Origin of the sequence: Bacteroides sp. DH3716P, assembly GCF_025914115.1 — a bacterium.
Lineage (GTDB): Bacteria > Bacteroidota > Bacteroidia > Bacteroidales > Bacteroidaceae > Bacteroides > Bacteroides ovatus.
The window spans coordinates 4,841,965-4,866,284 of record NZ_CP083673.1 but is presented as its reverse complement, the minus strand read 5'-3'; the positions used below and the strand labels follow the sequence as shown (position 1 = coordinate 4,866,284).

The following is a 24,320-nucleotide window of genomic DNA, read 5'->3' as shown; positions in this document are numbered from 1 at the left end:
TACTCTGTTACTTCGTAGGTAACGGGTTGAAATATCGGTGCAAATATGAGCATATTTCTTAAAACAACCAAACGAAATCATACATTTTTTCTAATAAACTACTCAAAAGAGGAATTAAACAAATAAAACACACGGATTCTTTGTATTAGGACTTTGTTAACTTCTAAATTTTGCAAAAGATTTCCCTCCCTCTACTGCCTTTCAGAAGCAGGGGTAAAAATGTTTCATTGCTTATCGTCTTATTTTTCAGTATTGACTACTCCAAAAGAGCAGGTACAAAGGTTTATCCGTTACCTACGAAGTAACGGGCGGCTATTATTGAAACTTAGTGTTTAATAATATATTATTAATGTAATTTTTAAGTAGTTATGAAGAAAAAATTTGTTAGGGTAATGCTTTTTGGGGCATTGACGCTTGCGGTTAGTACAACTGTAACGAGTTGTAAGGACTATGACGATGACATCAAAAATCTGCAAGAGCAGATTGATAAAGTTACGTCCACTAATCCGGTGAGTACAGAGGACATGAAAGCGGCCATATCTAGTGCCATTCAAACTTTGCAGACTCAATTGCAAACTGCTATTGATGGTAAGGCGGATAGCAAGGCAGTACAGGATTTGCTGAAAACAGTAGAAGCGTTGCAGACTGCGTTGGAAAACAAAGCAGATGCAAGTACTATTAAAACATTGGGCGACCAGATTACCGAACTTTCAAAACAAGTAAACTCAATCGAGGGAACTTTGAACGAAACGAAAAAAGATCTGGAAGCTAAAGTTGCCGACCTGACAGAAAAATTGGCTGGTGCTGCATCTAGCGAAGACCTGAAAAAATTAGCAAATGAACTGGCAGAAGCTAAGAATGAATTGAAGGCTGTAAAAGATATGGCTGACAATAATGCGGCTGCTATTGTTGAGATACAAGCTAATATCTTGGAACTGCAAAAATTGGATGGCAGAATCACCGCATTGGAAACATTCAATCAAAACGCTGCATCGAAGGATGATTTGACTGCTTACGTAGCCCATTCTGAACTTGCAGGATTGGTTGATAACGAAGTTCTGGAGTTGCTGAAAGACAATGGCTCTATTGCTAAATATGTAAACGAGGTTATTGAATCACAGGTATTGGCGGAAACCTCTGCTATCAATCTTGCTATCAAAGGTGTAGACGATAAATTAGCAACGTTGAGTACTAGTTTTGAAACTTATAAGAGTGAACAGGCAACTGCTTACCAAACTGTTACCAGTAATATCACTACGCTTACTACATTTAAAACAACTATCGAAACAGCTTTAGCTGGTGGTGGTTATGAAAATTTTGCGGCAGTATTGGCTGAAATCTCTACGATCAAAGCTAGTTATGGCTATTGCGCTACTAAAGCAGATTTTGATAATAAAGTAGAAGCCTATCTTGCTACTTATAAAAGTGGGGTAGATGGAGAGTTTACTGCATTAAAAACTCGTATCACAGCACTTGAAAATCAGATTCAGAGCGTAGTTTATGTTCCTGAATATGAAGATGGTAAAATCATCTTTATGTCTTATTTCTACGATAATAAATTGGTAGCTGAAACGAAACCGATCCAGATGAAATTCCGTATTTCTCCTGCAACGGCCGTTGCCAACTTCGCAGAGAATTATGCTCCTTCGTTCGACGGACAGGAAATTAAGACCCGCACAGCCGAGATTTATAACATTGAGAAAACGGAAGTAGACGAAGCTACAGGTATCGTTACTTTTACTATTTCTACTTCAACGGACAAGAGTTTCGCTGTTAGTCTGAATCTTATCGCTAAAGATCAAAGCAAGAATCTGACTAATATCAGTTCGAACTATTTCCCGGTAATTTCGGATTATAGAGCGATTACTGATGTAAAAGTGGAATCACCGAATAAAGAAATTGATTATATTCTTTATGATAAACCTCTATCAGTTGTAGATTATGCAACGGGAGCTGTTCTTCAGATTACTGGTAAAAATAGAGCTGGTGATGATGTTACTAATGAGCCAATGGCAAGCAGTGTGAATGCCGAGAAGTTCGTAGTATCATATAAGGTAGAGGGCGATGATGCGGCTTCCTATACCATTGAGAAGGGTGTACTGAAGTTGAAAAATTATACTGATGCTTCTAATGGTAAAATAGCCAAACCAAAGGCCACTGTAACAATCACTGGTACTGATTTCGAGAAAGTTACTGCTTTTGCTGATGTTACCGCTAAAGCGGCATCGACAGATCCGGAAGTTTCTCCAACTATTTCGGCAGTTAAATTTGATGGAACAAAAGAACAAGTAGCTGATGTGACAGTTCCTTATGGTACAACTGGTGGTAGTACTGATATTGGTATTAGTCAGGAAGTTTATGAAAAATTGCCAGCAGAGAATTTTGCCTTTAAAGCTGCAGAAGGAGTATATTTGAGATTTAAAGCTAATACCACTACAAACGAATTGGAAATTGTAGTTCCGAAGGGTACAGTAAAAGATACTTATGTACCGGAAGTAAAAGTAAAGGTATCTGATGTACAGAACTTCACTTTGAAACCATCAATTACAGTTGAGGTAACAGATGCTGATTACACATTGACGTATGATGATAAGATTATTACTGGTGGATCAAGTTTGGCTTTGACCGCAAATCTTCTTCCGGCAGACAAGCCTACATCTATGAATTTCATGATGGAAATCCCTTCTCTCTTTGCGAACTATGCAACGATTGTGGACAATGCTAAGAAGGTAGGTGCTACTGTTCAGTTCTCACTGAAAGAGGCGATCACTGGTGTTAGCCTTGCAGATAATGTCTTGAAAGTGGATAATACATACTCTAACCCTGCTCCTGCTAAGGCTATAGTAGTTGTTGCTAAGGTTATTGCTAAAAATGCGGCTGGAGCAGATATCGAATTAGTAACTTCTAAGGAAACAACCTTTACTCTTGCTGATCTTAGTGGTGAATGGACTGCTCCGACTGCTACAACAGTGAAGATTGGTAGTGATAAAGTGGATGCAACTACTCAACTTGCAACAGGAGCTATATGGAAAGCTTCTAATAAAGAGAAAATGTGGGAAGCAGGTAAGGAAGTAAAAGCTGGCGACAAATGGGGAGCAGCTCCATTAGGCATATTCGGATTTGTAGCTCCTACATTTGAATTGGCTGATGCCGCTAATGCTAAATATGTTACTTTAGATAAGAATACGGGTGCTTTGACTCTTACCAATACAGGAAAGCAGTTGAAAGCTGAAGTTAGCATTATTGTTAACATTGTTGCCGAATCACGTTGGGGAACAATTACTAATTATGCTGCTGGTAAAACGGTTACAGTGAAAATAGATCCGACAAAAGAGTCAACTAGTATTCCAGACTAAAAACCCTTCTTCACCTATGTGTGAAAAAGATATTTTTACCCCAGAACAAAGCGAAGGACACAGCTTGTGAAAGTCCATCCTTCCATCTTTGTTCTTCTATTAGAAAAGGGATGCCACCCTAATTTCCCACTGGCATCCCTTTTATCTTTACTCTTGGAACGTCTTTTTTGTTGTACTAGAATCAAATTGCTAGTCCCTCATTTCCCTATAGGTAAAGGAGGCGTTCACAAGATATAGAAAACCCGAGCTTGCGAAAGTCCGGGTTTTTGTTATAAATCGACTTTGATAGCTTTCTCTATAAAAACATCTTCGTTTTCAGTTTTGTTCGTATGATGAGTTTTTAGATGAAAGAATACTTGTATCTTTATTGTCGAATAAATTAATAAATTGAGAAAATGTTGAAAGTAGTAACATTTATGAAGCAAGTAGCCACGGGGCTACAGGTGGAGGGAAACTTCGGTACTGCACACGTTTATCGTAGCAGTCTGAATGCCATCATTGCTTATTGTGGGAAAGCGGACTTCACCTTTGAAGAAGTGAGTCCGGAGTGGTTAAAAGGATTTGAAATACATCTTCGTAGTCGTGGTTGTAGCTGGAACACCGTTTCCACTTATCTGCGTACGTTTCGTGCGGTTTACAATCGTGCCGTCGATCTTGGGAAAGCTCCTTATGTACCTCATCTGTTCCGTTCTGTTTATACCGGTACTCGTACCGATCATAAACGTGCGTTGTGTGATGAAGATATGAAGAAGGTGTTTGCCAAATTGTCTCGTACGTCAGGTGTGCCATTTGCTGTATGTCAGGCGCAAGAGTTGTTCATTCTGATGTTTTCGCTTCGTGGTATGCCGTTTGTCGATCTCGCTTATTTGCGTAAGAGTGATTTGCGTGATAACGTAATAACATATCGCCGGCGTAAAACAGGGCGCCCGTTGTCTGTGACGTTGACTCCCGAAGCGATGATCCTGGTGAAGAAGTATATGAATCGCGATCCCTCTTCTCCCTATTTATTTCCATTGTTGAAAAGCCGTGAAGGAACTAAAGAGGCGTATCGCGAATATCAGTTGGCATTGCGCAGTTTTAACCAACAGTTGATGTTGCTAGGTGAATTATTGGGATTATCCGATAAATTGAGCTCGTACACCGCCCGCCATACCTGGGCTACGACAGCTTATTATTGTGAAATCCATCCGGGTATTATTTCCGAAGCGATGGGACATTCGTCTATCACTGTGACGGAGACTTATCTGAAACCTTTCCGGAGTAAGAAAATTGATGAAGCAAATAAACAAGTTCTTGACTTTGTAAAACGTTCTATTGTAGGTGTAAGTGCTTGGAAATAACTCTGTTACTCTGTAGGTAACGGGAATGAATATCGGTGCAAATATGAGCATATTTCTTAAAACAACCAAACGAAATCATACATTTTTTCTAATAAACTACNGAATATCGGTGCAAATATGAGCATATTTCTTAAAACAACCAAACGAAATCATACATTTTTTCTAATAAACTACTCAAAACAGGAATTAATCAAATAAAACACGCGGATTCTTTGTATTAGGGCTTTGTTAACTTCTAAATTTTTGCAAAAGATCTCCTTTCCTCTACTGTCTTTCAGAAGCAGGGGTAAAAATGTTTCATTGTTTATCTTATCATTTCCCAGTATTGACTACTCCCGAAAAGCAGGCACAAAGGTTTCTCCGTTACCTACAGAGTAACGGGCGTGCTATTATTGAAACTTAGTGTTTAATAATATATTATTAATGTAATTTTTAAGTAGTTATGAAGAAAAATTTTGTTAGGGTAATGCTTTTCGGGGCATTGACGCTTGCTACTGTCACTTATGTAGGCTGTAAAGACTATGATGATGACATCGACAATCTGCAAACGCAGATTGATGCCAATGCGGCAGGTCTTGCTGAACTGCAAGCAAAAGTGAATGCAGGTAATTGGGTAACAGACATTAAAAGTATCACTGGTGGATTTGAAATTACTTTCAACAATGGAAATAAATATTCTATTGTGAATGGTAAAGATGGATCTGTCGTTGAAATTGGAGAAAATGGAAACTGGTTTATAGACGGTGCTGATACTGGGAAACCGGCACGAGGTGAAAAGGGTGAGACCGGTGCTACTGGTCCTGTTGGCCCCGAAGGTCCTGTTGGTCCTGAAGGTCCTGTTGGTCCTGCCGGTCCTGCCGGAAAATCTCCTTTTATTGGCGATGGAACAGGTGAATTTGAAAAAGATTATTGGTATTTTTATGATGACGTTACAAATAAATGGGTAAAAGGTGATTATTCGTCAGCCACTGTTTATGCTGTACAGAATGAGGGATTACCTAGCTTCACTCTACATGTAAAAGATAAAACTACTGGAACTGAATTAACAAGTATTTTGCCTACTGCAGCTTTGATTAGTAGCATTGAAGGAGTGAATATTAATAATGGTAAAATCACTACAGGCGGAACAAAGGAACTTAAATTAAGTTATGCTCAATGCAAAGCTGATTTCACTTTTGGTATGGGTGATGAGAAAAAAGAATTTAAGAAAAATGACCTGTTAATAACTAATTCCGGCGTGTTGAATGCGTTGATTAATCCGGTAGGTCCTGACTTTACTGATAGCAAATATCAAATCTATTTGATGAATTCTCAAAATGAAGCTAATTTTGTTATCTCTAAGATCGAACAAAATAAAACTGCAAAACCATTGACACGTGCTACCGAAGCTAAAGTGAATCGTGGTGTTTACGACCTTACTGTTACACTAAAAGATGGTTTGAATCTGGAGAATGCCCTTCCTGCCGATGAAGCATACGCATTCTGTACAAAAGACGCATGGAACAATGAAATAATCTCTGCTTATGATGTTAAAATCAAACCAGAAGCAGTTACAAGTGCTACTAAACTGGTAGATGCAGCAGTGTCCGCAAAAGTTGGTGAGGTACAGGTTTTGGATGACTTGGCAGCTGCAGCTACCACCACTCCTATGGATTTGAGTACAGTCTATGCATATTATTATAAGTTGGCAGCCGATGCTCCTGAAGGTGTAACATTGGGAACGAACGAGGCCGGCAAACAAACCATCACTTCTACCAAAGGGCAAGAAGCAAAGGTTGAAGTCTGCTATATAACTACAAATGGTATTCCTTTTGATGGAGAAGCTCATGAGGGCATTGATTATTCTAGCGTCGGTGGCTCCTCTGCTCCGGCTAAACTGACTGTCACCTTTAAGCAAATAGAAACAAAATCTTTGGCAGCACAGACGGTAGTTTGGAATAAATCAGAAAAATCCGACATTGTTGTGTCAGCAGCTAATATTAAGGCAATCAAAGACGCTATTACAGCTGCTAAACTTGCTAGCTCAACTGCTACGGTTAACGATGGAGACAAAGTGAAGTTCAGTGGTATTGGTGCTTCTGGTGATACTAAATATGATAACCTGAAACTGACAGTAGCCGCTGCATACAAGGGTACTATGGAAGTCGTATTGACAGTTGACGTCGACGCAACGAAGCAAATTATATTCAAAATGCCGGTAACTGTTGACTATAAGATGCCTGTATTTACAAAAACTTCAGGTATGTGGACTGAAGATGACGAGGTATCTCTTCTGATTAATGAAACTAAGAATGGTGATAAGATTCAGAGCATCAGCCTCGAAAGAGAAATGGGCTCAATCTTTACTACATGGAGCGCTATTACTGAAGGAGTTAATGCAGGTATATACAACAATATTACGTATGCTATAGACAAGAATGGTGAAGATCCTGTAGGAAGTGAATCTAACGGTAAATTCACAGTAGACATGGATCACGCTAAAGACAATATGGCATTGACCGTAAATGTAAATTGTCAACCTAACGATGCTGCTGAACCTGCTTCAATTGCTAACCAAAAGGTGAAATTTATCTCATTATCAAAACTGCTTACATCAACATTTGGTGCAACGGACGCTAAAAAAGGTATCACAACAGCGTATACAGCTGAAACCATAGATGCAGAGATTGATGTACTGGGTGACATTGTATGGAAAGACAGAAAAGGTAAGAATATGTGGCCGACTGCAAATGGTGAAACTTATGACACTAGTGTTTTGACTACCGCTGACGATGTTCTTGCTCTTTATGGATATTCTATTAAGGTAGAACTAAGTGATAAAGTTAACTTCGAGTTTGATGCTAATAAGAAACTGAAATTAACAACAGTTGGTAAGGCCTTGAAGGGTCTTGTGCAAGATTTGGTAGTGACGGTTACTATTACTCCTTCAATCAGCTGGAGCGCAACATCTCCTGCACCTGTGGTGAAGACAGTAACATTCCCTACTGCTCTCTTTGCGGATTAATTTGAAATCCTTTAATGTTCTATTAGATAGTTCCTCTATATTTGCCTCTGGCAGAGGTGGGAGCTATCTCTAGAATGATATAACATAATAGGAGAGCCCGTGCTTGTTGAAGTGCGCTCTCTCCATAAATATGAAACCCTTCTTCACCGAAGTGTGAAGATTATATGTTGAGAAGTGACAAAGCGAAGAGACACAGCTTGTGAAAGTCCATCCTTCTATCTTTATTCTTCTATTAGAAAAGGGATGCCTCCCCACATTTCCCACTGGCATCCCTTTTATCTTTACTCTTGGAACGTCTTTTTTGTTGTACTAGAATCAAATTGCTAGTCGCCCATTTCCCTATAGGTAAAGGAGATGTCCCCAAGATACAGAAAGCCCGAGCTTGCGAAAGTCCGGGCTTTTCGTAATTTTGTGCAGTCATCATCCCCTTATTTTATCGTCCCTAAGTTTCCGGGGAAATGTGCAGAATGAATGATTGAAAAGAATCTTTTAACCTGCTATGACAAAGAGTTCTATTAAAAATATATATCTTTGCAAGAAAGGCATTGATTAATAAAAGAAGAGAATATGAGCCATAAAATTTATCCGATCGGCATTCAGAATTTCGAAAAAATTCGTAATGACGGTTATTTCTATATTGATAAGACAGCACTGATGTATCAAATGGTAAAGACTGGAAGTTATTACTTCTTGAGTCGTCCGCGCCGTTTCGGAAAGAGTCTGCTCGTCTCCACCTTAGAGGCCTATTTTCAAGGAAAGAAAGAACTGTTTGAAGGGCTGGCTGTGGAAAAACTGGAAAAGGACTGGATAAAATATCCTATACTGCATCTGGACCTTAATATCGAGAAATATGATACATCCGAAAGTCTGGATAATATACTTGATAAATCGCTGACAGCATGGGAAAAACTATATGGTGCCGAGCCGTCCGAACGTTCGTTTTCTTTGCGTTTTGCCGGTATTATAGAGCGCGCCTGTAAGTTGGCGGGGCAACGTGTGGTTATTCTTGTCGATGAATATGATAAACCCATGTTGCAAGCCATCGGTAATGAGGAATTACAAAAGCAATTTCGGAATACATTAAAGCCTTTTTATGGAGCGCTTAAAACAATGGACGGTTGCATCAAGTTTGCATTCCTTACCGGTGTGACAAAGTTTGGCAAAGTCAGTGTGTTTAGTGACTTGAACAACTTGGACGATATATCCATGCGAAAAGATTATGTTGAAATCTGTGGGGTTAGCGATCAGGAACTTCATGATACTTTGGATGCCGAGCTTCATGAATTTGCGGACGTACGCGGTGTGACGTATGATAAACTCTGTGCAGAATTGAAAGAATGTTATGACGGCTATCACTTTACACACAATTCAATCGGCATGTACAATCCGTTTAGTTTGCTCAATGCTTTTAAGTATAGAGAATTTGGCAGCTATTGGTTTGAAACGGGCACACCGACCTATCTGGTGAAATTGCTGCAAAAACATCATTATGACTTGGAGCGGATGACGCATGAAGAAACCGACGCCCAAGTATTGAATAGCATAGACTCTGAATCTACTAATCCCATTCCGGTGATTTATCAGAGTGGTTATCTCACTATTAAAGGGTATGATGAAGAATTTGGAATGTATCGGTTAGGTTTCCCGAATCGTGAAGTAGAAGAAGGATTTGTCCGTTTCCTGCTTCCTTATTATGCGAATGTAAATAAGGTAGAATCTCCGTTTGAAATTCAGAAATTTGTTCGTGAAGTACGTTCCGGGGATTATAATTCTTTCTTCCGTCGTCTGCAAAGTTTCTTTGCAGATACCACCTACGAAGTGATTCGCGATCAGGAATTGCATTACGAGAATGTGCTTTTCATTGTCTTTAAACTGGTCGGCTTCTATGCCAAAGTGGAATATCATACAAGCGAAGGGCGCATCGATCTTGTCTTGCAGACAGACAAATTCATTTATATCATGGAATTTAAACTGAATGGTATGGCCGAAGAAGCCTTGCAGCAGATAAATGACAAGCATTATGCTCTTCCTTTCGAGATGGATGAACGGAAACTCTTTAAAATAGGAGTGAACTTCAGTGCGGAAACCCGTAATATTGAAAAATGGATAGTTGAAGAAAATAGATAAAACAAAAAGGCGACTCGTTTTGACCGGGCCGCCTTTTCTGTCTATTTGATTTCGATTTCTTCCTTCATATCGATTTCTTCTCCATGTGTATCATAGAACACATATTGCAGAAATGCGAGTTTTTGACTTGGAATAATCTTGATACCGAATCCGTATTTCATTTGCCACTTCCGTTTCAGAGAAACGAGTCCCTGATTGATATAGGCGGCAACATACGGATGGACGTGTAACGAGAATTTCTTAACCTTCAGTTTATTGACCAGGTAATCAATTTTACTCTCCAAAGTGTCCGTAAAGAGAATGGACGACTTGATAGTGCCTTTGCCGAAGCAAGTAGGGCAGGTTTCGGTCGTGTTGACGTCCATTGCCGGACGCACACGTTGGCGTGTAATCTGCATTAGCCCGAATTTGCTAAGCGGCAGAATATTATGCCGTGCCCTGTCTTTCTGCATATTGGCACACATTCGTTCATAAAGCTTCTGACGGTTTTCGGCTTCATTCATATCGATGAAGTCCACGACAATGATACCACCCATGTCTCTTAATCGCAGTTGGCGGGCCAGCTCGTCGGCGGCTCCCAGATTTACTTCGAGTGCGTTACCTTCCTGCCCGTTGGCATTCTTGGTGCGATTACCGCTGTTCACGTCTACTACGTGAAGCGCCTCAGTGTGCTCAATAATCAGATAGGCACCACTCTTGTAAGAGACTGTTTTACCAAACGATGATTTAATCTGCTTGGTGATACCGAAATTGTCGTAAATGGGAAGTTGGCCTTTGTACAGTTTCACGATATTAGCCCGGTCGGGCGCAATCAGTGATACGTAATCCCTAATTTCATTGTACACAGCCTCGTCGTTGACGTGAATATTCTCAAATGATGGGTTGAAGAGGTCGCGCAACAAACCTACGGCGCGGCTGGTTTCTTCATAAATCAACGTCGGGTACTTGGTGGCTTTTTGTACTTTTACCATCGCATCTTCCCAATGCTTAACCAAAACTTTAAGCTCTCCGTCGAGTTCGGCTACGCGTTTGCCTTCGGCTACCGTGCGGACAATGACACCAAAGTTTTTAGGCTTGATGCTCATCAGCAGTTGTTTAAGGCGGGCGCGCTCTTCGCTCGATTTAATCTTTTGTGAAACAGAAACCTTATCATTGAAAGGGATCAGTACGAGATAGCGTCCGGCAAACGAAATTTCGGACGTCAGTCGCGGTCCCTTAGTGGAGATCGGTTCCTTAACGATTTGCACCACTACTTCTTGTCCTACTTTGAGGGTGTTGGATACAGTTCCATCCTTGTCAAGGTCGGGAAGCAGGGTTGCTTTGCTGATGGAGGTCAGCTTCTTTTTGTCGCTTAAAGTCTGCTTTACAAACTTTTCGAGTGAGTTAAATTGAGGACCCAAGTCTAAATAATGAAGGAAAGCGTCTTTCTCGTAACCGACGTCTACAAAGCATGCATTTAGTCCGGGCATCAATTTCTTGATACGTCCCAAATACATATTGCCCACAGAGAAAGAAATATTTCTTCCTTCGCTTTGAAGTTCCACCAGGCTCTTATCTTCGAGAAGGGCGATGGAGACCTCTTTGGGCTGTACGTCAACTACTAGTTCATTTGTCACTGTTTTGTTTCTTTATTATTGATTGAATCTCGTTTATATGAACAACTTTTTTGACAAATTGTTCATTTTGGGTTAGCTACTTAAACAAAGAACAAACTTGAAAGACATTAGCTTCGCAAGTTTGTTCTTTATTTCTGTGTGATCCAGACTTAAAAATTATTTTTTGCTTTTATGTCTGTTCTTTCTTAGTCTTTTTTTACGCTTGTGCGTAGACATTTTATGTCTTTTTTTCTTTTTTCCGCTTGGCATAGCTTCACATTTTATGGGTTAATACTCTTGTTTATTATTTCTTTACTGAAATTGTAAATGTCTTAGCCGGTTTGAAAGCCGGAATGTTGTGCTCCGGAATAATGATCGTAGTGTTTTTAGAAATGTTACGAGCAGTTTTCTGTGCTCTTTTCTTTACTACGAAACTACCAAACCCACGCAGGTATACGTTCTCATCGTTAGACAGTGAATCCTTTACTGCATCCATAAATGCCTCAACTGTTGTAAGAACTGTCTGCTTATCAATCCCAGTTTTCTTTGTAATCTCGTTTACAATATCTGCTTTAGTCATTTTTCCTTAAAAAAAATATTATTACTATGTTATTGCTAATTTTTTGGACTGCAAATATATAGCTTTTTAAGCTCCTAAAAAAATATATTCTGCACATTTTTCTAAAAAAATAGTGGCATAGGGTTTTCTTAGAGCTAAAAGAGTTACTTTTGTGTGCCTTTTGAGTAGGATATACAAGATAAATGTTAGATAATACATTAGGAATGAGGATATGAACGAGTTTACGAAAACGATTGTAGAGTGGTATGAAGAGAATAAACGTGAACTGCCCTGGAGGGAGTCTGCCGATCCGTATCTGATCTGGATTTCGGAGATTATTCTTCAACAGACGCGGGTGGCGCAGGGGTATGATTATTTTCTTCGCTTTATCAAGCGTTTTCCCGATGTACAGACTTTGGCTGCTGCGGATGAGGACGAGGTGATGAAGTATTGGCAGGGGTTGGGGTATTATTCGCGTGCCCGCAATCTTCATGCTGCCGCCAAAAGCATGAATGGTGTTTTCCCGAAAACATATCCGGAAGTGCTGGCTCTGAAAGGAGTGGGGGGGTACACGGCGGCAGCTATCTGTTCGTTTGCTTACGGTATGCCTTATGCGGTGGTGGATGGTAATGTGTATCGGGTGCTTTCACGTTATTTCGGTATAGATACTCCGATTGATTCGACGGAAGGAAAGAAACTTTTTGCAGCATTGGCAGATGAGATGTTGGATAAGAAGCATCCGGCTGTTTACAATCAGGGGATAATGGATTTCGGAGCGATTCAGTGTACTCCGCAGTCGCCCAACTGTTTGTTTTGTCCCTTGGCAGGCGGTTGCTCGGCACTTTCGAAGGGGTTAGTGACAAAGCTTCCGGTGAAACAGCATAAAACAAAGACTACCAACCGTTACTTCAATTATATTTATGTACGTGCGGGCGCGTATACCTTTATAAATAAACGAACAGGAAATGATATTTGGAAGAATCTGTTCGAATTGCCATTGATAGAGACTCCGACGGCTCTTTCGGAGGAAGAATTTCTTGCTTTGCCGGAATTCCGTGCATTCTTTGCATCGGGGGAAGTGCCGGTGGTGCGTTCTGTTTGCAGGGAAGTGAAGCATGTGTTGTCTCACCGGGTGATTTATGCTAATCTGTATGAAGTAACATTATCTGAAAATTTGACTTCTTTCGGTGATTTCCAGAAAATAAAAGTGGAGGAACTGGAGCAGTACGCTATTTCAAGGCTGGTGCAAACTCTGCTGCAAGCACTAAATGGCAAGTATTAAGTTTTAATACTTAAAATTCTTGCATCCTATTGTTATTCTGTTTAATTTTGGCAGCAGATTTAATTTTAAGAATCATAAACTTGATGCATATATGTCAGTAAATAAAGTAATATTGTTGGGAAATGTAGGACAAGATCCTCAGGTGAAGTATTTCGATACAGGTTCAGCGGTGGCTACTTTCCGTTTAGCTACAACTGATAGGGCCTATACATTGCAAAATGGGACCCAAGTGCCCGAAAGAACAGAGTGGCATAATATCGTTGCATCTAACCGTTTGGCGGAGATTGTAGATAAATATGTGCACAAAGGTGACAAACTGTATCTGGAAGGGAAGATAAGAACGCGTTCTTACAGCGACCAGTCGGGTGCTATGCGCTATATTACCGAAATTTATGTGGATAATATGGAAATGTTGTCTCCGAAAGGAGCCAACCCGGGTGCGGGGGCTTCTGCTTCTGGACAGCCTGTTATGGGACAGCAGCAACAACCGGTTGTCAGCCAGCCGCAACAAACGCAGCAGTCGCAGGCGCAACCTGTACAAGATAATCCGGCAGATGATTTGCCGTTCTAAATAATGTGATAGTGTGCCAATCGATTTTTTCTAACTCATTGGCACATTATCTTTTGTTTAACTAAAATATAAACTCTTTGGACTCAGATGGTTATTTAAGCCAATTGGCTGACATTTTCAACGGTATTACCGTAAACACTCCTTCTATCTCTGCTATTATTGCCATAGTGCTGGCAGGTGTGCTTCTGCTTGCTTCCGGCTTTGCTTCGGCTTCCGAAATAGCTTTTTTCTCGCTATCTCCTTCTGATCGGAATGATATTGATGAGCGCAATCATCCTTCCGACGATAAAATAAGTGCTCTTCTTGGGGACACCGAACGTCTCTTGGCAACGATATTGATTACGAACAATTTTGTGAATGTGACCATTATCATGCTCTGCAATTTCTTCTTTATGAATGTGTTTGTTTTCCATTCTCCGTTGGCAGAGTTCCTGATACTGACCGTCATCCTGACCTTCCTCCTGTTGTTGTTCGGTGAAATTATGCCTAAGATCTATTCGGCACAGAAAACATTGACTTTTTGCCGTTTTTCGGCACCGGGAATTTACTTTCTGGAAAAGGTATTCCGTCCGATAGCTACTGTGCTTGTGCGTTCGACAACTTTTCTGAATAAGCATTTTGTGAAGAAGAGCCACAATATTTCTGTGGATGAACTGTCGCACGCGTTGGAACTGACGGATAAAGCAGAGCTTTCTGAAGAGAACAATATTCTGGAGGGAATTATCCGTTTCGGTGGGGAAACCGTGAAGGAGGTGATGACATCACGTCTGGATATGGTCGATCTGGATATCCGTACATCTTTCAAGGAGGTGATGCAATGTATCATTGAAAATGCTTATTCACGTATTCCTATCTATTCCGGTTCACGGGACAATATTAAAGGGGTGCTGTATATTAAAGACCTTCTGCCTCATGTCAATAAGGGGGATAATTTCCGTTGGCAGTCATTGATTCGCCCGGCTTATTTTGTGCCGGAGACGAAGATGATTGATGATTTGCTGCGTGACTTCCAGGCGAATAAGATTCATATTGCTATCGTTGTGGATGAGTTTGGAGGAACTTCCGGGCTGGTAACGATGGAGGATATTATCGAAGAGATTGTAGGTGAGATTCACGACGAATACGATGACGAAGAGCGTACATACGTTGTTTTGAATGACCATACCTGGATATTTGAAGCGAAAACGCAGTTGACGGATTTCTATAAGATTGCAAAAGTGGACGAAGACGAGTTTGAAAAGGTGGTGGGTGATGCAGATACATTGGCAGGTATGTTGCTCGAAATTAAAGGTGAATTCCCGGCGCTGCATGAGAAAGTGACGTATCACAATTATGAGTTTGAAGTGCTCGAAATGGATAGTCGCCGTATATTGAAAGTTAAGTTTACAATTCTGCGGAAAGAAATGGAAGATGGCGTCGTTTCTGCAGTATAAGACGAATGGCATACAGTGGGCTGTCTGGAAGATGGAAGAGTCTTTGGATGCTTTATTGCTTCTTTTGCCCGGTGCGCGAAGAGCTTTCTGTGAGCAGGAATTGAATCGCTTTGTCTCCGAACGTCGTAAGATGGAATGGTTGTCGGTTCGTGTTCTGTTGTATTCCATGTTGCAGGAGGATAAGGAAATCGGTTACTCTCCCGAGGGGAAACCTTATCTCACAGATCATTCTTTTTTTATCAGTATTTCTCATACGAAAGGTTATGTGGCGGTGATGCTTGCTTCTTCGGTTCCGGTAGGCATTGACATTGAACAATATGCCCAACGGGTTCACAAGGTATGCGACCGCTATGTCCGTCCTGATGAGCAAGTAGAATCTTATCAGGGAGATATAACTTGGGGGCTGTTATTGCATTGGTCGGCAAAGGAAGCTGTTTTCAAGCGGATGGAAAATGCGGATGCTGATCTTCGTAAACTCCGGCTGACGCATTTTATTCCTCAAGAGGAGGGGACGTTTCAGGTTCAGGAGTTAGTTAAGGCGCAGCAAGAACTTTATTCTGTCGGTTATCGTATTTGTCAGGACTTTGTATTGACGTGGACATTGAATTGAACGGATGAGGAAATGTGTGAGGCTCTTTTCTCGGTGTGTTATCATTGTCCGAATGTAGTGTCTTTCTAAAACGAAAAATGAGACTGCCTCATTTTTTTATTTTGAAGCAATCTCATTTTTATGAATTCAAAGCCTTTCAGGCGAAGTCTTTCACTATTGGGTTATTTCTCTTTTTTATTAAGTCGATAGCTCAATGCTCCTGACGGACATTTGCCGATTTGTGCAATTAATTCTTCTGTTGTCGCATTTTCAATCTGCACCCAGGGTCTTTCTTTGGGATGATAAACATTGGGTAGCATCTTTACACATATTCCGGCGTGCTGACATAATTCAGGCTGCCACACAATGGTCAGTTCACCATTAGTATATTCAATTTTTTTTCCCATATATGTATTTATTTAATATGAATACCACGCATTACAATTCGCTTCCATTCCGGATGTTTGTGAATATATCCGGCTACAAACGGGCAAAGCGGTACCAGGCGTAGACCTTGTCGCTCGATGTCTGCCAATGCTTTTTCCGCAAGTTGTGAGCCTACTCCCTTGCCGCCTAATGAGGCGGGTACTTCGGTATGTACAAGGTATATTTCTCCATTGTTTGATTTGATATAGTCTATTTCAGCTATTTTGCCATCGATCTGAAATTCATACCTATGCTTTTCTTCGTTGTCTATTAATTTATAATCTTCTGCCATAATTTTTACGTATTAAGTTCGATTATAATATAAACACTTGGGGAACACTTTTGTTTTACGCGAACAAATATTCTCCAAGTTTATAGTCTTTCCAATTGAACTGTGAAGTGTCTCATTAAGGGAGCTTCCCAGGCGATACGTACTCCATGAGTGATGCTTTCTCTGCGTTCGTATACATTTTTGAGGGCGGCAGCTATTACATTCATGTGATTGTCGGTATATACTCTGCGGGGGATTGCGAGACGAAGTAGGTCAAGGCCGTTAAAGCGATTTTCATGGGTCACCGGATCACGGTCGGCAAGGATATAACCGATTTCACATCCACGGATACCGGCTTCCAGGTAGAGCTCTATAGTTAGCGTCTGTGCCGGGAATTCTTCTCGAGGAACATGTGTCAGGACTTTAGGCGCATCAATGAAGATAGCGTGTCCTCCGGCTGGGCGTTGGTAAGGGATTCCGTATTCATCCAGTTTCTTTGCCAGGTATTCCACTTGTTTGATACGTGTTTCGAGGTTGTCGAATTCGGTGTTTTCGTCCAGTCCGATGGCGAGGGCGTTCATATCCCGTCCGTTCATGCCTCCGTAGGTGAGATAGCCTTCGTATTGTACACAGAAGCCTTTTGCACTTTCATACCAGTCTGCACGTCGCGTGGCAATAAATCCTCCCATATTGACGATTCCGTCTTTCTTGGCGCTCATTGTCATGCCATCGGCAAGAGAGAACATTTCCCGTGTGATTTCTTTGATCGTTTTGTCTCGGTAACCTTCTTCGCGCATTTTGATGAAGTAGGCATTCTCGGCAAAACGTGCAGAGTCGAAAAGTACGGGTTTGCCATATTTGTCGGCGATGGCACGTACTTCGTACAGGTTTTGCATGGAGACGGGTTGTCCTCCGGCTGTATTGTTGGTGATGGTGACGATGATAAAAGGAATCCGTTCAGCGTATTCTGTGAGGGCTTTCTGTAATTTATCAGGGTCTATATTTCCTTTAAACGATATTTCTAGTTGGGTTTGTTTGGCTGCATCGATGGTGCAGTCTAATGCGATGGCATGACGTCCCTCGATGTGGCCTTTGGTGGTGTCAAAATGTGAGTTGCCGGGCACAATATCTCCTTCATGTACCAAATAAGAGAAAAGAACATTTTCAGCGGCACGTCCCTGATGGGTTGGTATGATGTATTCAAATCCTGTTAGTTTCGTAATCATCTCTTTCAACTTGAAGAATGAGGTCGCTCCGGCATAGCTTTCATCACCTAGCATCATTCCCGCCCATTGGCGGTCGCTCATCGCTCCGGTGCCGGAGTCGGTGATGAGATCGATATAAACTTGTTCTGATTTGAGTTGAAAGACATTATAATGTGCTTCTTTAATCCATTGCTCGCGCTCTTCACGTGTGCTTTTCCGGATGGGTTCTACCATCTTGATTTTCCATGATTCAGCAAAAGGTAATTTCATTGTTGTAGATTTAATAGTTTTGAACGACGAATGTAGCTAAAATATGCGTGATTAACAAATATATGATGACCTTTTGTAAGTTTGGCTGATGCGGATGCCTTTTTGTGAAATAGTAGGAAATCAAAATATAGTGGGTGGAGAAATGAAAAGAGTCAGACTTCCATTGGGAATATCTGACTCTTTAAAATTATAGGATGATTTCTAATGTAGTACTATGTTTATTGAAAGGCTATAGTCGATGGGAACCAATAAGTACCAGTATAATCAATTACTTCTTTTTGAGTACCAGTGACTCCATTTGCTATGTAAATATTAGTATTTAAATAATGTGTCGACCATCCGTCTTCTGTATAGATAATATATACATCTCCATTTCTGGGATCGACTTGAACACCTGCTCCATATACCGATTTATCAGCAGCGGGAGCAGAGAAGAATAGGGTAGCATTTTTTGTTTCTACATTATATTTATAAATGTTCTTGCCATATACACTGTAACCTTCTTCAAACATTTGTACTAAATATAATGCATTCTCTGTTATAGATGCACATAAGCCTGTAGGAGTATAGCCCCACTGATTATAAAAAACACTAAGTCCGTTAGGTAATTCAACTTCTTCATAATCTAATGTCTCTACATTAATTTTAATTAATTTGTTACCATTTGCGCCCCATAATGTGCCATCCTTGGTTTGGGCGAATCCTGTTTTTATTTGGTAGGCTATGTCTTGTTTAAAGGAAAGATCATTGGTATTATATACTTTAATTGTGTTTTTGCTGCTAATGAATATGTATTTGTCTGTTTTATATATATCTTCATTATCGCTGCTAACTGCATCTAAACCTGATAACTTTTCACCTAATGTCAATTGCTTTAAATTAACTTTGAATGCTCCATTACTAGTCGTAAGAATACCAGTTTCATTATTAACAATGCAAAAGTTTTGTCCTTGTGCATTTTGGTCCAACCCGTCTTCTATCTTATTCACAATTTGGTTATTTTCCAAATTCATTTTAACAAGGAAAGGACTTTGTTTACTAACGATATACATATAACCGTTATTGATAATACCTACAGTTGAAGTTACTCCTAGTCCTTCTACTATATTATATTGCCATTGTTCCTGTTTGTATCTATTAACAGAACCTTTGCCTTGACCTTCATTAATAACATAGAATGGTGGTTTAACGACTATTATATTAATACTTTTTTCCTGCGCTTCATTGTTGGCTGTTACAGTTAGCGTTATCGTGTGAGTTCCTGTGACATCACTTTGAAAAGTATAAGTGCTTTGGGTAGAGACTTCCTTTCCAGCTGTTGACCATGAGTAATGAACTTCTCCTTGTGGGTTGCTTAATTGAGCTTCAAGTTGAATAATTTGTCCTGTTACTATAGTAGTTCCATCTTCTACACCTAAACTGGAAATTTCTACTTTTGTGCTATTGTCATCGTCATCACTACATGATGTTGAAACAAATGGCAGTGCGAATAATGCCAACAGATAAAGTTGGCTGATTAAGAATTTCATTTTCTTCATTTTTCTTGAATTAATAAATTATATATAGTTTATTGTCTTTCTATTTCTTGAAGTGTAAATCTTCAACGGCCTGTAGCTCTGTGGAGATTTCTCCCATCCATCCACTATTTTGGTTGACTGCCGTATAGATTCTTACAAAATCGATTCCATCTAATACGACAGGATTTCCGTTCTTATCTACTGCCCAGTCTATTTTGAATTTACATTGTTCTTCTCCATTCGGATGATTATCGGCATATCCCCAGGCATAACAATAACCCACCCAATGTTCGGGCATATTTTCATGCGGTTCATTCACTGTATTATCTTTCAGACGACTTCCGTGGAATGTGATTTGATCTTCCTTTATCCATGCTGGGTAATAAGAATTTGTTGTATGGTAATCATTCCGATATACATATCCTTCATTACCTTTATTGTCAGTCCACTTAACATCTTCTTTCGGAGAGGATGGGCGATAATATGTGATTGTATAATTTTTGGTCGTAGCAGGAGAGTTATATTCACTTCCTGCCAGTTCATACCATTCATCATCTGCTAATCCATTTCCATTAGTGTCTTTGGACACTAATACAATACCAGGTTCAGCGCTTCCCCCGAGAGCACCGGTCAATGTTCCGAACATATCATAGTATGCGTTACCATATATCTTAAGATCGTATTCACCCGGGACATTAGGAACGGTATGATCGAATCCTACTGTGATATAACCACCATATGCTCCAAGACTAATCAAGCATAGGTCGGTATCTTTCAATTGTTCTTCTGCATATTTTCTAACCTCTTCAGCGGTATAATTCTCTTTATAAGCAGTGGTAACAGTATTCATATATTGACTGGGAGCCGGATTGTAGTCTAATACTTTATTGGCAAAAGCAGAGGGGGCATTCGGGTCGGATTCTTCTCCGTCACTATCCCCAGTCGATGCTTTTTGGCTAAATATGACACTGTTGGGATTGAGACCGATACGGTTTAATCTGAATAATAATTGACCGTTTGTATTGAAACATAATACATCTCCGGTTATCGTATAGCTATATGCTTCTGTGATATACACATTACCACTATAAGGGTTGACATTAATGCTATATGGAGTACTAATCTTAGTTCCATCTGTGATGAAATTCTCCCGTATCGTCTCTCCGGTTCTTAAGTTTAGTACTTTGATAGACGATGCTTCGGTATTGTAATTATAATTATATAGATAGGCTATGTTGTTATTATCGATGGCAAAGTTCATCACTTTTTCGTTATAAATGCGTTCTACTTCGTCCGTTTGGCTATTAATCTTCACAAAGTTAAAATCTCCGTCTGCAATATTGCTTCCATAAGTTGCCACATAGACCGCTTCGTCCGGTCCTGGTGAAATACAGCCGGGGTTAGGACCAACTTCTATCTTTTTTATTTCGGTGAAAGATTCGATGTCGATAACGGAGACAGTATTATCTACCCCTAATCCTTCCGAATAGTCTAATCCTCCAGAGTTGGAGACATACAATTTCTTATTCTTAACACAAATGTTTTCCGGATTTCTTCCGGCTTTTGTGAAACTTTCTATTTGCAGCGAAGTCGTATCAATACGTGCTACTGTTCCATCAAACGAACATACATATGCTTTGTTTTCATAGAAAGCGATATGGCGTGGTTGTCTGGAACTTCCATTATCCGTAAACATGGGGATTTGTTTGATCGATATACCTGTTTGGAAGTCAATCACTTCAATGGTACTTGATACATTCACTACAATATACAGTTTACTTCCGTAGAGTACAATGTCGTTGGCTGTATCACCTAGCCCACGCTTATTCAAGTCTTTAAAATAGTTTTTGACTAGTTTGTTGCTTTTGAATGAATATTTAGCTAATGAACTATTGTTCAAGTTGAACAAACCCTCACTTAATATGTATATTTCGGCTGTTCCGGTTTCTGTAATATTACCATCTATGGTTGTTGAAGTCGACTTGTCTTCTAAGTCATCGCAAGCTACGAAGAGTGACAGGAATGCGCAAAATAGTGTCTGATATATATATAATATTTTTGTTCTTATATTCATAATTTACCTGCTTTTATTCTTAATATCTTATATTTAAAGTTGCTCTGACGAAGCGCCCTGGCATGGGGAAGTTTTTCACAATCTCATAGTTTTTGTTGGCTATGTTTAGTACTTCTACACTGACTGAAGTATGAGTTTTTAGAATGTGAAAACTGCGACTTATTGAAATACTATGATCGCTATAACCCTCCATACTATTCTCGGCTATATTTTCATTCTGCACATACCGTTTCCCAGAGAAGAGGAATGAATACGAAAAGTTGATCCACGGTGTTTCGATGCCGGCTTGTCCCGAACCGGATACACGAGGAGTATAAGCTATCTGATGTTTGTAAGTCCTCCCTGCTTCGGTAGTGGGGTCAGAATTAGTTATATCCAAAGCTTGTTGGTAGGTATAATTACCGGAGAGATTAATACGGATTCTTTCCCAGGGCTGAAGAGATAAACTACCCGTGGCGTCAATTCCTTTGATTTCAACCTCACCCAAATTTCTCATACTCCATACGGCAAGATTCTTAGTTGGGTAGGCGATGATTTTATCTGTCACCTTGTTGTAATATGCATCGATTGTGGCAGATAAATAAGGTAAGAACGGACATACGTTTTTGCTATATGTCAGACCTACGTTGTATTGTCGTGCGTTTTCCGGTCTTAATTTAGTGTTTCCCACTTCCTGATAATATAAATCATTGAAACTAGGTAAACGGAAAATGTCTTTATAAAAGAAGCGAATACGGAATTCTTCGTGATAAAATGGTTTGAATGAAGCACTTATATACGGTGTTAATTTACGATGGTTGCCGGCACTACCCCCTTCTTTTACATCCTCGTTGATAATTGTTGCTAAAGCTGATGCAGAGATTGTTAGCCAATCATTCATGTACTTCCCCGCAAAAGCTGTCAACCATGAATAACGTGTAGGTTGTGCAAACTCATTAAGATTAGCATTCATTGTATTGATGCTTCCATCTGTAGAAAGAGAGAATGAAAGATTGTCCAACATCCGGTAGAGGACAGAAGCAGAGAGGTAATACTCTTGTTGATAATAACTGTTTTCTGTCTTACCTTTAGAATTTGGAGTGTCTGGGTCCAGATAACGCTGATAACTCCAGTTCCATTTGGCAGAAGATTGAAATACCCATTGGCGGCTGAATTCTTTTTTGTATTGGCTTTGTACAAATGTATTTTTATCCCACAATTGTTGTAGAGAATGGTCATTGTAAAGAGTGGTGGCTTTGGGTAGTCCTCTGGAAGACTGAAAATAATATGCTTTAAGTCGGTACTGTTCTTTATCAGAAAAAATGCCATAAAGTCCCGCTTCAGCACGAAAAGTCTGCACGTCTGTATTCTTTCGCTTTTCACGAGAGGTCAGATCTTCTTTTGCATCTCCATAGTGTAGAGTATATGGATAATGTCCATCGGAAGACATCCATTCACCATTGGCTGATACCGTCCATTTGGAGTTTAATTGTTGTTCTAATAGTATGGAGGGATTGACCAGCCCCCATGAACCGGTTTTGAAAGATGCACTTATATTGGTTGTTTTTTCTTTCTCAAAGCGGGGAGTGAGTGTCTGGATATTCAAGATACCTGCTGCTGCAAAGAAGCGGGCGGGCTGGAAAATGTTGTCGCTTTGACCATTGCTTAAAGAGAGTTGGTCAACATTATCAAGCGAGAAACGCCCGATGTCGATTTGTCCCGTTTGGCAATCGGTTAGGGTGATCCCGTCATAGCCAACAGCGGTATGTTGTGCTCCCAGGCTTCGTATGGATACTGTTTTTAGTCCGCCAATACCTCCGTAGTCTTTTACGGTCACTCCGGCAAAGTGTTTCACTGCGTCGGATACTTGCAGGGCGTGCAGGTTTTTCAGGGCGTCTTTGGAGAATACTTGCAGGGGAGCGGTAGAACGTACTTCGCGAGTCTGATAGATATCTGATACTGTTATTTCAGGAATAGAATATGTATGTGTCGTATCTACCTTTTGCTGTTGTGCAAAAAGTGGTATGGATAAGAATTGGCAGCAGAATACTGCAAAGATCATTTTCTTAAATGTTCTCTCTTTCATTTATTCCTTATTTCAGTCTGTTGCTATTTAAAAGTGTCCGGGCGAAATCCCTTCGACCGGACACGCATAAATAAACTTGGCAGAGTTTATTCGTTTTAACACACTTTCTCTGAATTAGAGTGATGAATGAAATGATAGACGACTTGTCCGGTTCATTAGACTCAACGCTTTTTCCTCGAAAGCAGTGAAACATAATTGCATGGTAGGTCTTCTGACTTATTCCTGTTACAAACGCCTTCCCAGATTATTCTCCAGTGGCAATGAGTGAATTGCTTGTAACATGCATGGAACTTACAGCAGCGGGACTGTTCAGGATTTACACCTGATTCCCTTTTAATTGCTTCCCCCGTAAGGGAGTCGCAAACCAATGCGGGACAAAGATAGGGAGTTTATTTGTTTTTTCCAAGTTGGGGGATATTCTTTTTCTTTCGTCCTGATACGAAAGAGAAAGAACCAACTTGTTTTTTTCGATATTTTCTGTATTTTTGTAAATGAGACTGTCACTTATTACAAAATTTACCAAATTAGCGGATTTTAGAGGCGGGTATTGAGTTGCCCGCCTTTTTTTATTTGTTTGACATAAGATTAGCTTTTAAAAAGTATCTTTGTCTATGTCCAACGTTGGACGTATGAAAC

The 24,320-nt window shown here is 40.1% G+C and carries 16 protein-coding genes and 1 riboswitch; of the genes, 8 read left to right on the top strand and 8 right to left on the bottom strand.

All coding sequences use genetic code 11. The annotated features are described in order from the left end of the window. The first annotated feature begins 392 nt into the window (after nucleotides 1-392). From KQP79_RS18310 to KQP79_RS18295, 4 genes are all read left to right on the top strand, one after another. The gene (locus KQP79_RS18310) at nucleotides 393-3,356 is read left to right on the top strand and encodes a hypothetical protein (RefSeq protein WP_004311303.1); all 2,964 of its coding nucleotides are present in this window, start codon (nucleotides 393-395) and stop codon (nucleotides 3,354-3,356) included. Between the two features lie 395 nt (nucleotides 3,357-3,751). Beyond that, nucleotides 3,752-4,696, top strand: coding sequence for a tyrosine-type recombinase/integrase (locus KQP79_RS18305; protein WP_008644687.1), 945 nt, complete (start codon nucleotides 3,752-3,754; stop codon nucleotides 4,694-4,696). Nucleotides 4,697-5,138: 442 nt separating this feature from the next. Beyond that, nucleotides 5,139-7,700 carry a collagen-like protein gene (locus KQP79_RS18300; protein ID WP_225483539.1) on the top strand — a complete coding sequence of 854 codons (2,562 nt, stop codon included), beginning with the start codon at nucleotides 5,139-5,141 and terminating at the stop codon, nucleotides 7,698-7,700. Between the two features lie 567 nt (nucleotides 7,701-8,267). Next, nucleotides 8,268-9,827 carry an ATP-binding protein gene (locus tag KQP79_RS18295; RefSeq protein ID WP_008648727.1) on the top strand — a complete coding sequence of 520 codons (1,560 nt, stop codon included), beginning with the start codon at nucleotides 8,268-8,270 and terminating at the stop codon, nucleotides 9,825-9,827. Between the two features lie 41 nt (nucleotides 9,828-9,868). Here the strand turns inward: KQP79_RS18295 and KQP79_RS18290 are convergent, their stop codons facing one another. After that, a complete protein-coding gene (locus KQP79_RS18290) occupies nucleotides 9,869-11,443 on the bottom strand; it encodes an Rne/Rng family ribonuclease (RefSeq protein ID WP_004304193.1) in 1,575 nt (524 codons plus the stop codon). A gap of 283 nt (nucleotides 11,444-11,726) precedes the next feature. After that, on the bottom strand, nucleotides 11,727-12,002 hold the full coding sequence (locus tag KQP79_RS18285) for an HU family DNA-binding protein (protein WP_004300646.1): 276 nt from the start codon (nucleotides 12,000-12,002) through the stop codon (nucleotides 11,727-11,729). A 211-nt stretch (nucleotides 12,003-12,213) separates the two neighbouring features. Here KQP79_RS18285 and mutY point away from each other — a divergent pair, with 211 nt between their 5' ends. The 4 genes from mutY (at nucleotide 12,214) to KQP79_RS18265 (ending at nucleotide 15,877) form a co-directional block, all read left to right on the top strand. Beyond that, nucleotides 12,214-13,263, top strand: coding sequence for an A/G-specific adenine glycosylase (gene mutY, locus KQP79_RS18280; protein ID WP_004311255.1), 1,050 nt, complete (start codon nucleotides 12,214-12,216; stop codon nucleotides 13,261-13,263). Between the two features lie 91 nt (nucleotides 13,264-13,354). Next, nucleotides 13,355-13,834 (top strand): single-stranded DNA-binding protein, encoded by a 480-nt coding sequence (locus tag KQP79_RS18275; RefSeq protein ID WP_022200014.1) that lies wholly within the window; start codon nucleotides 13,355-13,357, stop codon nucleotides 13,832-13,834. A gap of 77 nt (nucleotides 13,835-13,911) precedes the next feature. Next, nucleotides 13,912-15,267 (top strand): gliding motility-associated protein GldE, encoded by a 1,356-nt coding sequence (locus KQP79_RS18270; protein ID WP_004311253.1) that lies wholly within the window; start codon nucleotides 13,912-13,914, stop codon nucleotides 15,265-15,267. Continuing rightward, nucleotides 15,245-15,877, top strand: coding sequence for a 4'-phosphopantetheinyl transferase family protein (locus tag KQP79_RS18265; RefSeq protein WP_061447523.1), 633 nt, complete (start codon nucleotides 15,245-15,247; stop codon nucleotides 15,875-15,877). Before KQP79_RS18270 ends, KQP79_RS18265 begins: the two co-directional genes overlap by 23 nt. A 161-nt stretch (nucleotides 15,878-16,038) precedes the next feature. Here KQP79_RS18265 and KQP79_RS18260 read toward each other — a convergent pair whose 3' ends face one another. The 6 genes from KQP79_RS18260 to KQP79_RS18235 form a co-directional block, all read right to left on the bottom strand. Further along, nucleotides 16,039-16,263, bottom strand: coding sequence for a (4Fe-4S)-binding protein (locus tag KQP79_RS18260; RefSeq protein ID WP_004300640.1), 225 nt, complete (start codon nucleotides 16,261-16,263; stop codon nucleotides 16,039-16,041). 8 nt (nucleotides 16,264-16,271) lie between these two features. Continuing rightward, nucleotides 16,272-16,574: a GNAT family N-acetyltransferase gene (locus tag KQP79_RS18255; protein WP_004300639.1), complete on the bottom strand. Its 303-nt coding sequence runs from the start codon at nucleotides 16,572-16,574 to the stop codon at nucleotides 16,272-16,274. Between the two features lie 80 nt (nucleotides 16,575-16,654). Further along, a complete protein-coding gene (locus KQP79_RS18250) occupies nucleotides 16,655-18,028 on the bottom strand; it encodes a tryptophanase (RefSeq protein WP_061447522.1) in 1,374 nt (457 codons plus the stop codon). A gap of 218 nt (nucleotides 18,029-18,246) precedes the next feature. Then, nucleotides 18,247-19,557, bottom strand: coding sequence for a DUF5074 domain-containing protein (locus tag KQP79_RS18245; RefSeq protein ID WP_004304187.1), 1,311 nt, complete (start codon nucleotides 19,555-19,557; stop codon nucleotides 18,247-18,249). A 49-nt stretch (nucleotides 19,558-19,606) separates the two neighbouring features. After that, nucleotides 19,607-21,619, bottom strand: a complete 2,013-nt coding sequence (locus KQP79_RS18240; protein ID WP_004304186.1) for a YncE family protein — start codon at nucleotides 21,617-21,619, stop codon at nucleotides 19,607-19,609. A 19-nt stretch (nucleotides 21,620-21,638) separates the two neighbouring features. Further along, on the bottom strand, nucleotides 21,639-23,684 hold the full coding sequence (locus tag KQP79_RS18235) for a TonB-dependent receptor plug domain-containing protein (RefSeq protein ID WP_061447521.1): 2,046 nt from the start codon (nucleotides 23,682-23,684) through the stop codon (nucleotides 21,639-21,641). Nucleotides 23,685-23,867: 183 nt separating this feature from the next. Beyond that, a riboswitch (cobalamin riboswitch) is annotated at nucleotides 23,868-24,068 on the bottom strand. Nucleotides 24,069-24,320: the final 252 nt, after the last annotated feature.

Excerpts from the sequence above, each read along its gene's own strand:
- KQP79_RS18240 (WP_004304186.1), bottom strand. The coding sequence starts at position 21,619 with ATGAATATAAGAACAAAAATATTATATATATATCAGACACTATTTTGC.
- KQP79_RS18245 (WP_004304187.1), bottom strand. The coding sequence starts at position 19,557 with ATGAAATTCTTAATCAGCCAACTTTATCTGTTGGCATTATTCGCACTG.
- KQP79_RS18260 (WP_004300640.1), bottom strand. The coding sequence starts at position 16,263 with ATGGGAAAAAAAATTGAATATACTAATGGTGAACTGACCATTGTGTGG.
- KQP79_RS18265 (WP_061447523.1), top strand. The coding sequence starts at position 15,245 with ATGGCGTCGTTTCTGCAGTATAAGACGAATGGCATACAGTGGGCTGTC.
- KQP79_RS18305 (WP_008644687.1), top strand. The coding sequence starts at position 3,752 with ATGTTGAAAGTAGTAACATTTATGAAGCAAGTAGCCACGGGGCTACAG.
- mutY (WP_004311255.1), top strand. The coding sequence starts at position 12,214 with ATGAACGAGTTTACGAAAACGATTGTAGAGTGGTATGAAGAGAATAAA.
- KQP79_RS18250 (WP_061447522.1), bottom strand. The coding sequence starts at position 18,028 with ATGAAATTACCTTTTGCTGAATCATGGAAAATCAAGATGGTAGAACCC.
- KQP79_RS18285 (WP_004300646.1), bottom strand. The coding sequence starts at position 12,002 with ATGACTAAAGCAGATATTGTAAACGAGATTACAAAGAAAACTGGGATT.
- KQP79_RS18235 (WP_061447521.1), bottom strand. The coding sequence starts at position 23,684 with ATGAAAGAGAGAACATTTAAGAAAATGATCTTTGCAGTATTCTGCTGC.
- KQP79_RS18300 (WP_225483539.1), top strand. The coding sequence starts at position 5,139 with ATGAAGAAAAATTTTGTTAGGGTAATGCTTTTCGGGGCATTGACGCTT.
- KQP79_RS18295 (WP_008648727.1), top strand. The coding sequence starts at position 8,268 with ATGAGCCATAAAATTTATCCGATCGGCATTCAGAATTTCGAAAAAATT.
- KQP79_RS18255 (WP_004300639.1), bottom strand. The coding sequence starts at position 16,574 with ATGGCAGAAGATTATAAATTAATAGACAACGAAGAAAAGCATAGGTAT.
- KQP79_RS18275 (WP_022200014.1), top strand. The coding sequence starts at position 13,355 with ATGTCAGTAAATAAAGTAATATTGTTGGGAAATGTAGGACAAGATCCT.
- KQP79_RS18310 (WP_004311303.1), top strand. The coding sequence starts at position 393 with ATGCTTTTTGGGGCATTGACGCTTGCGGTTAGTACAACTGTAACGAGT.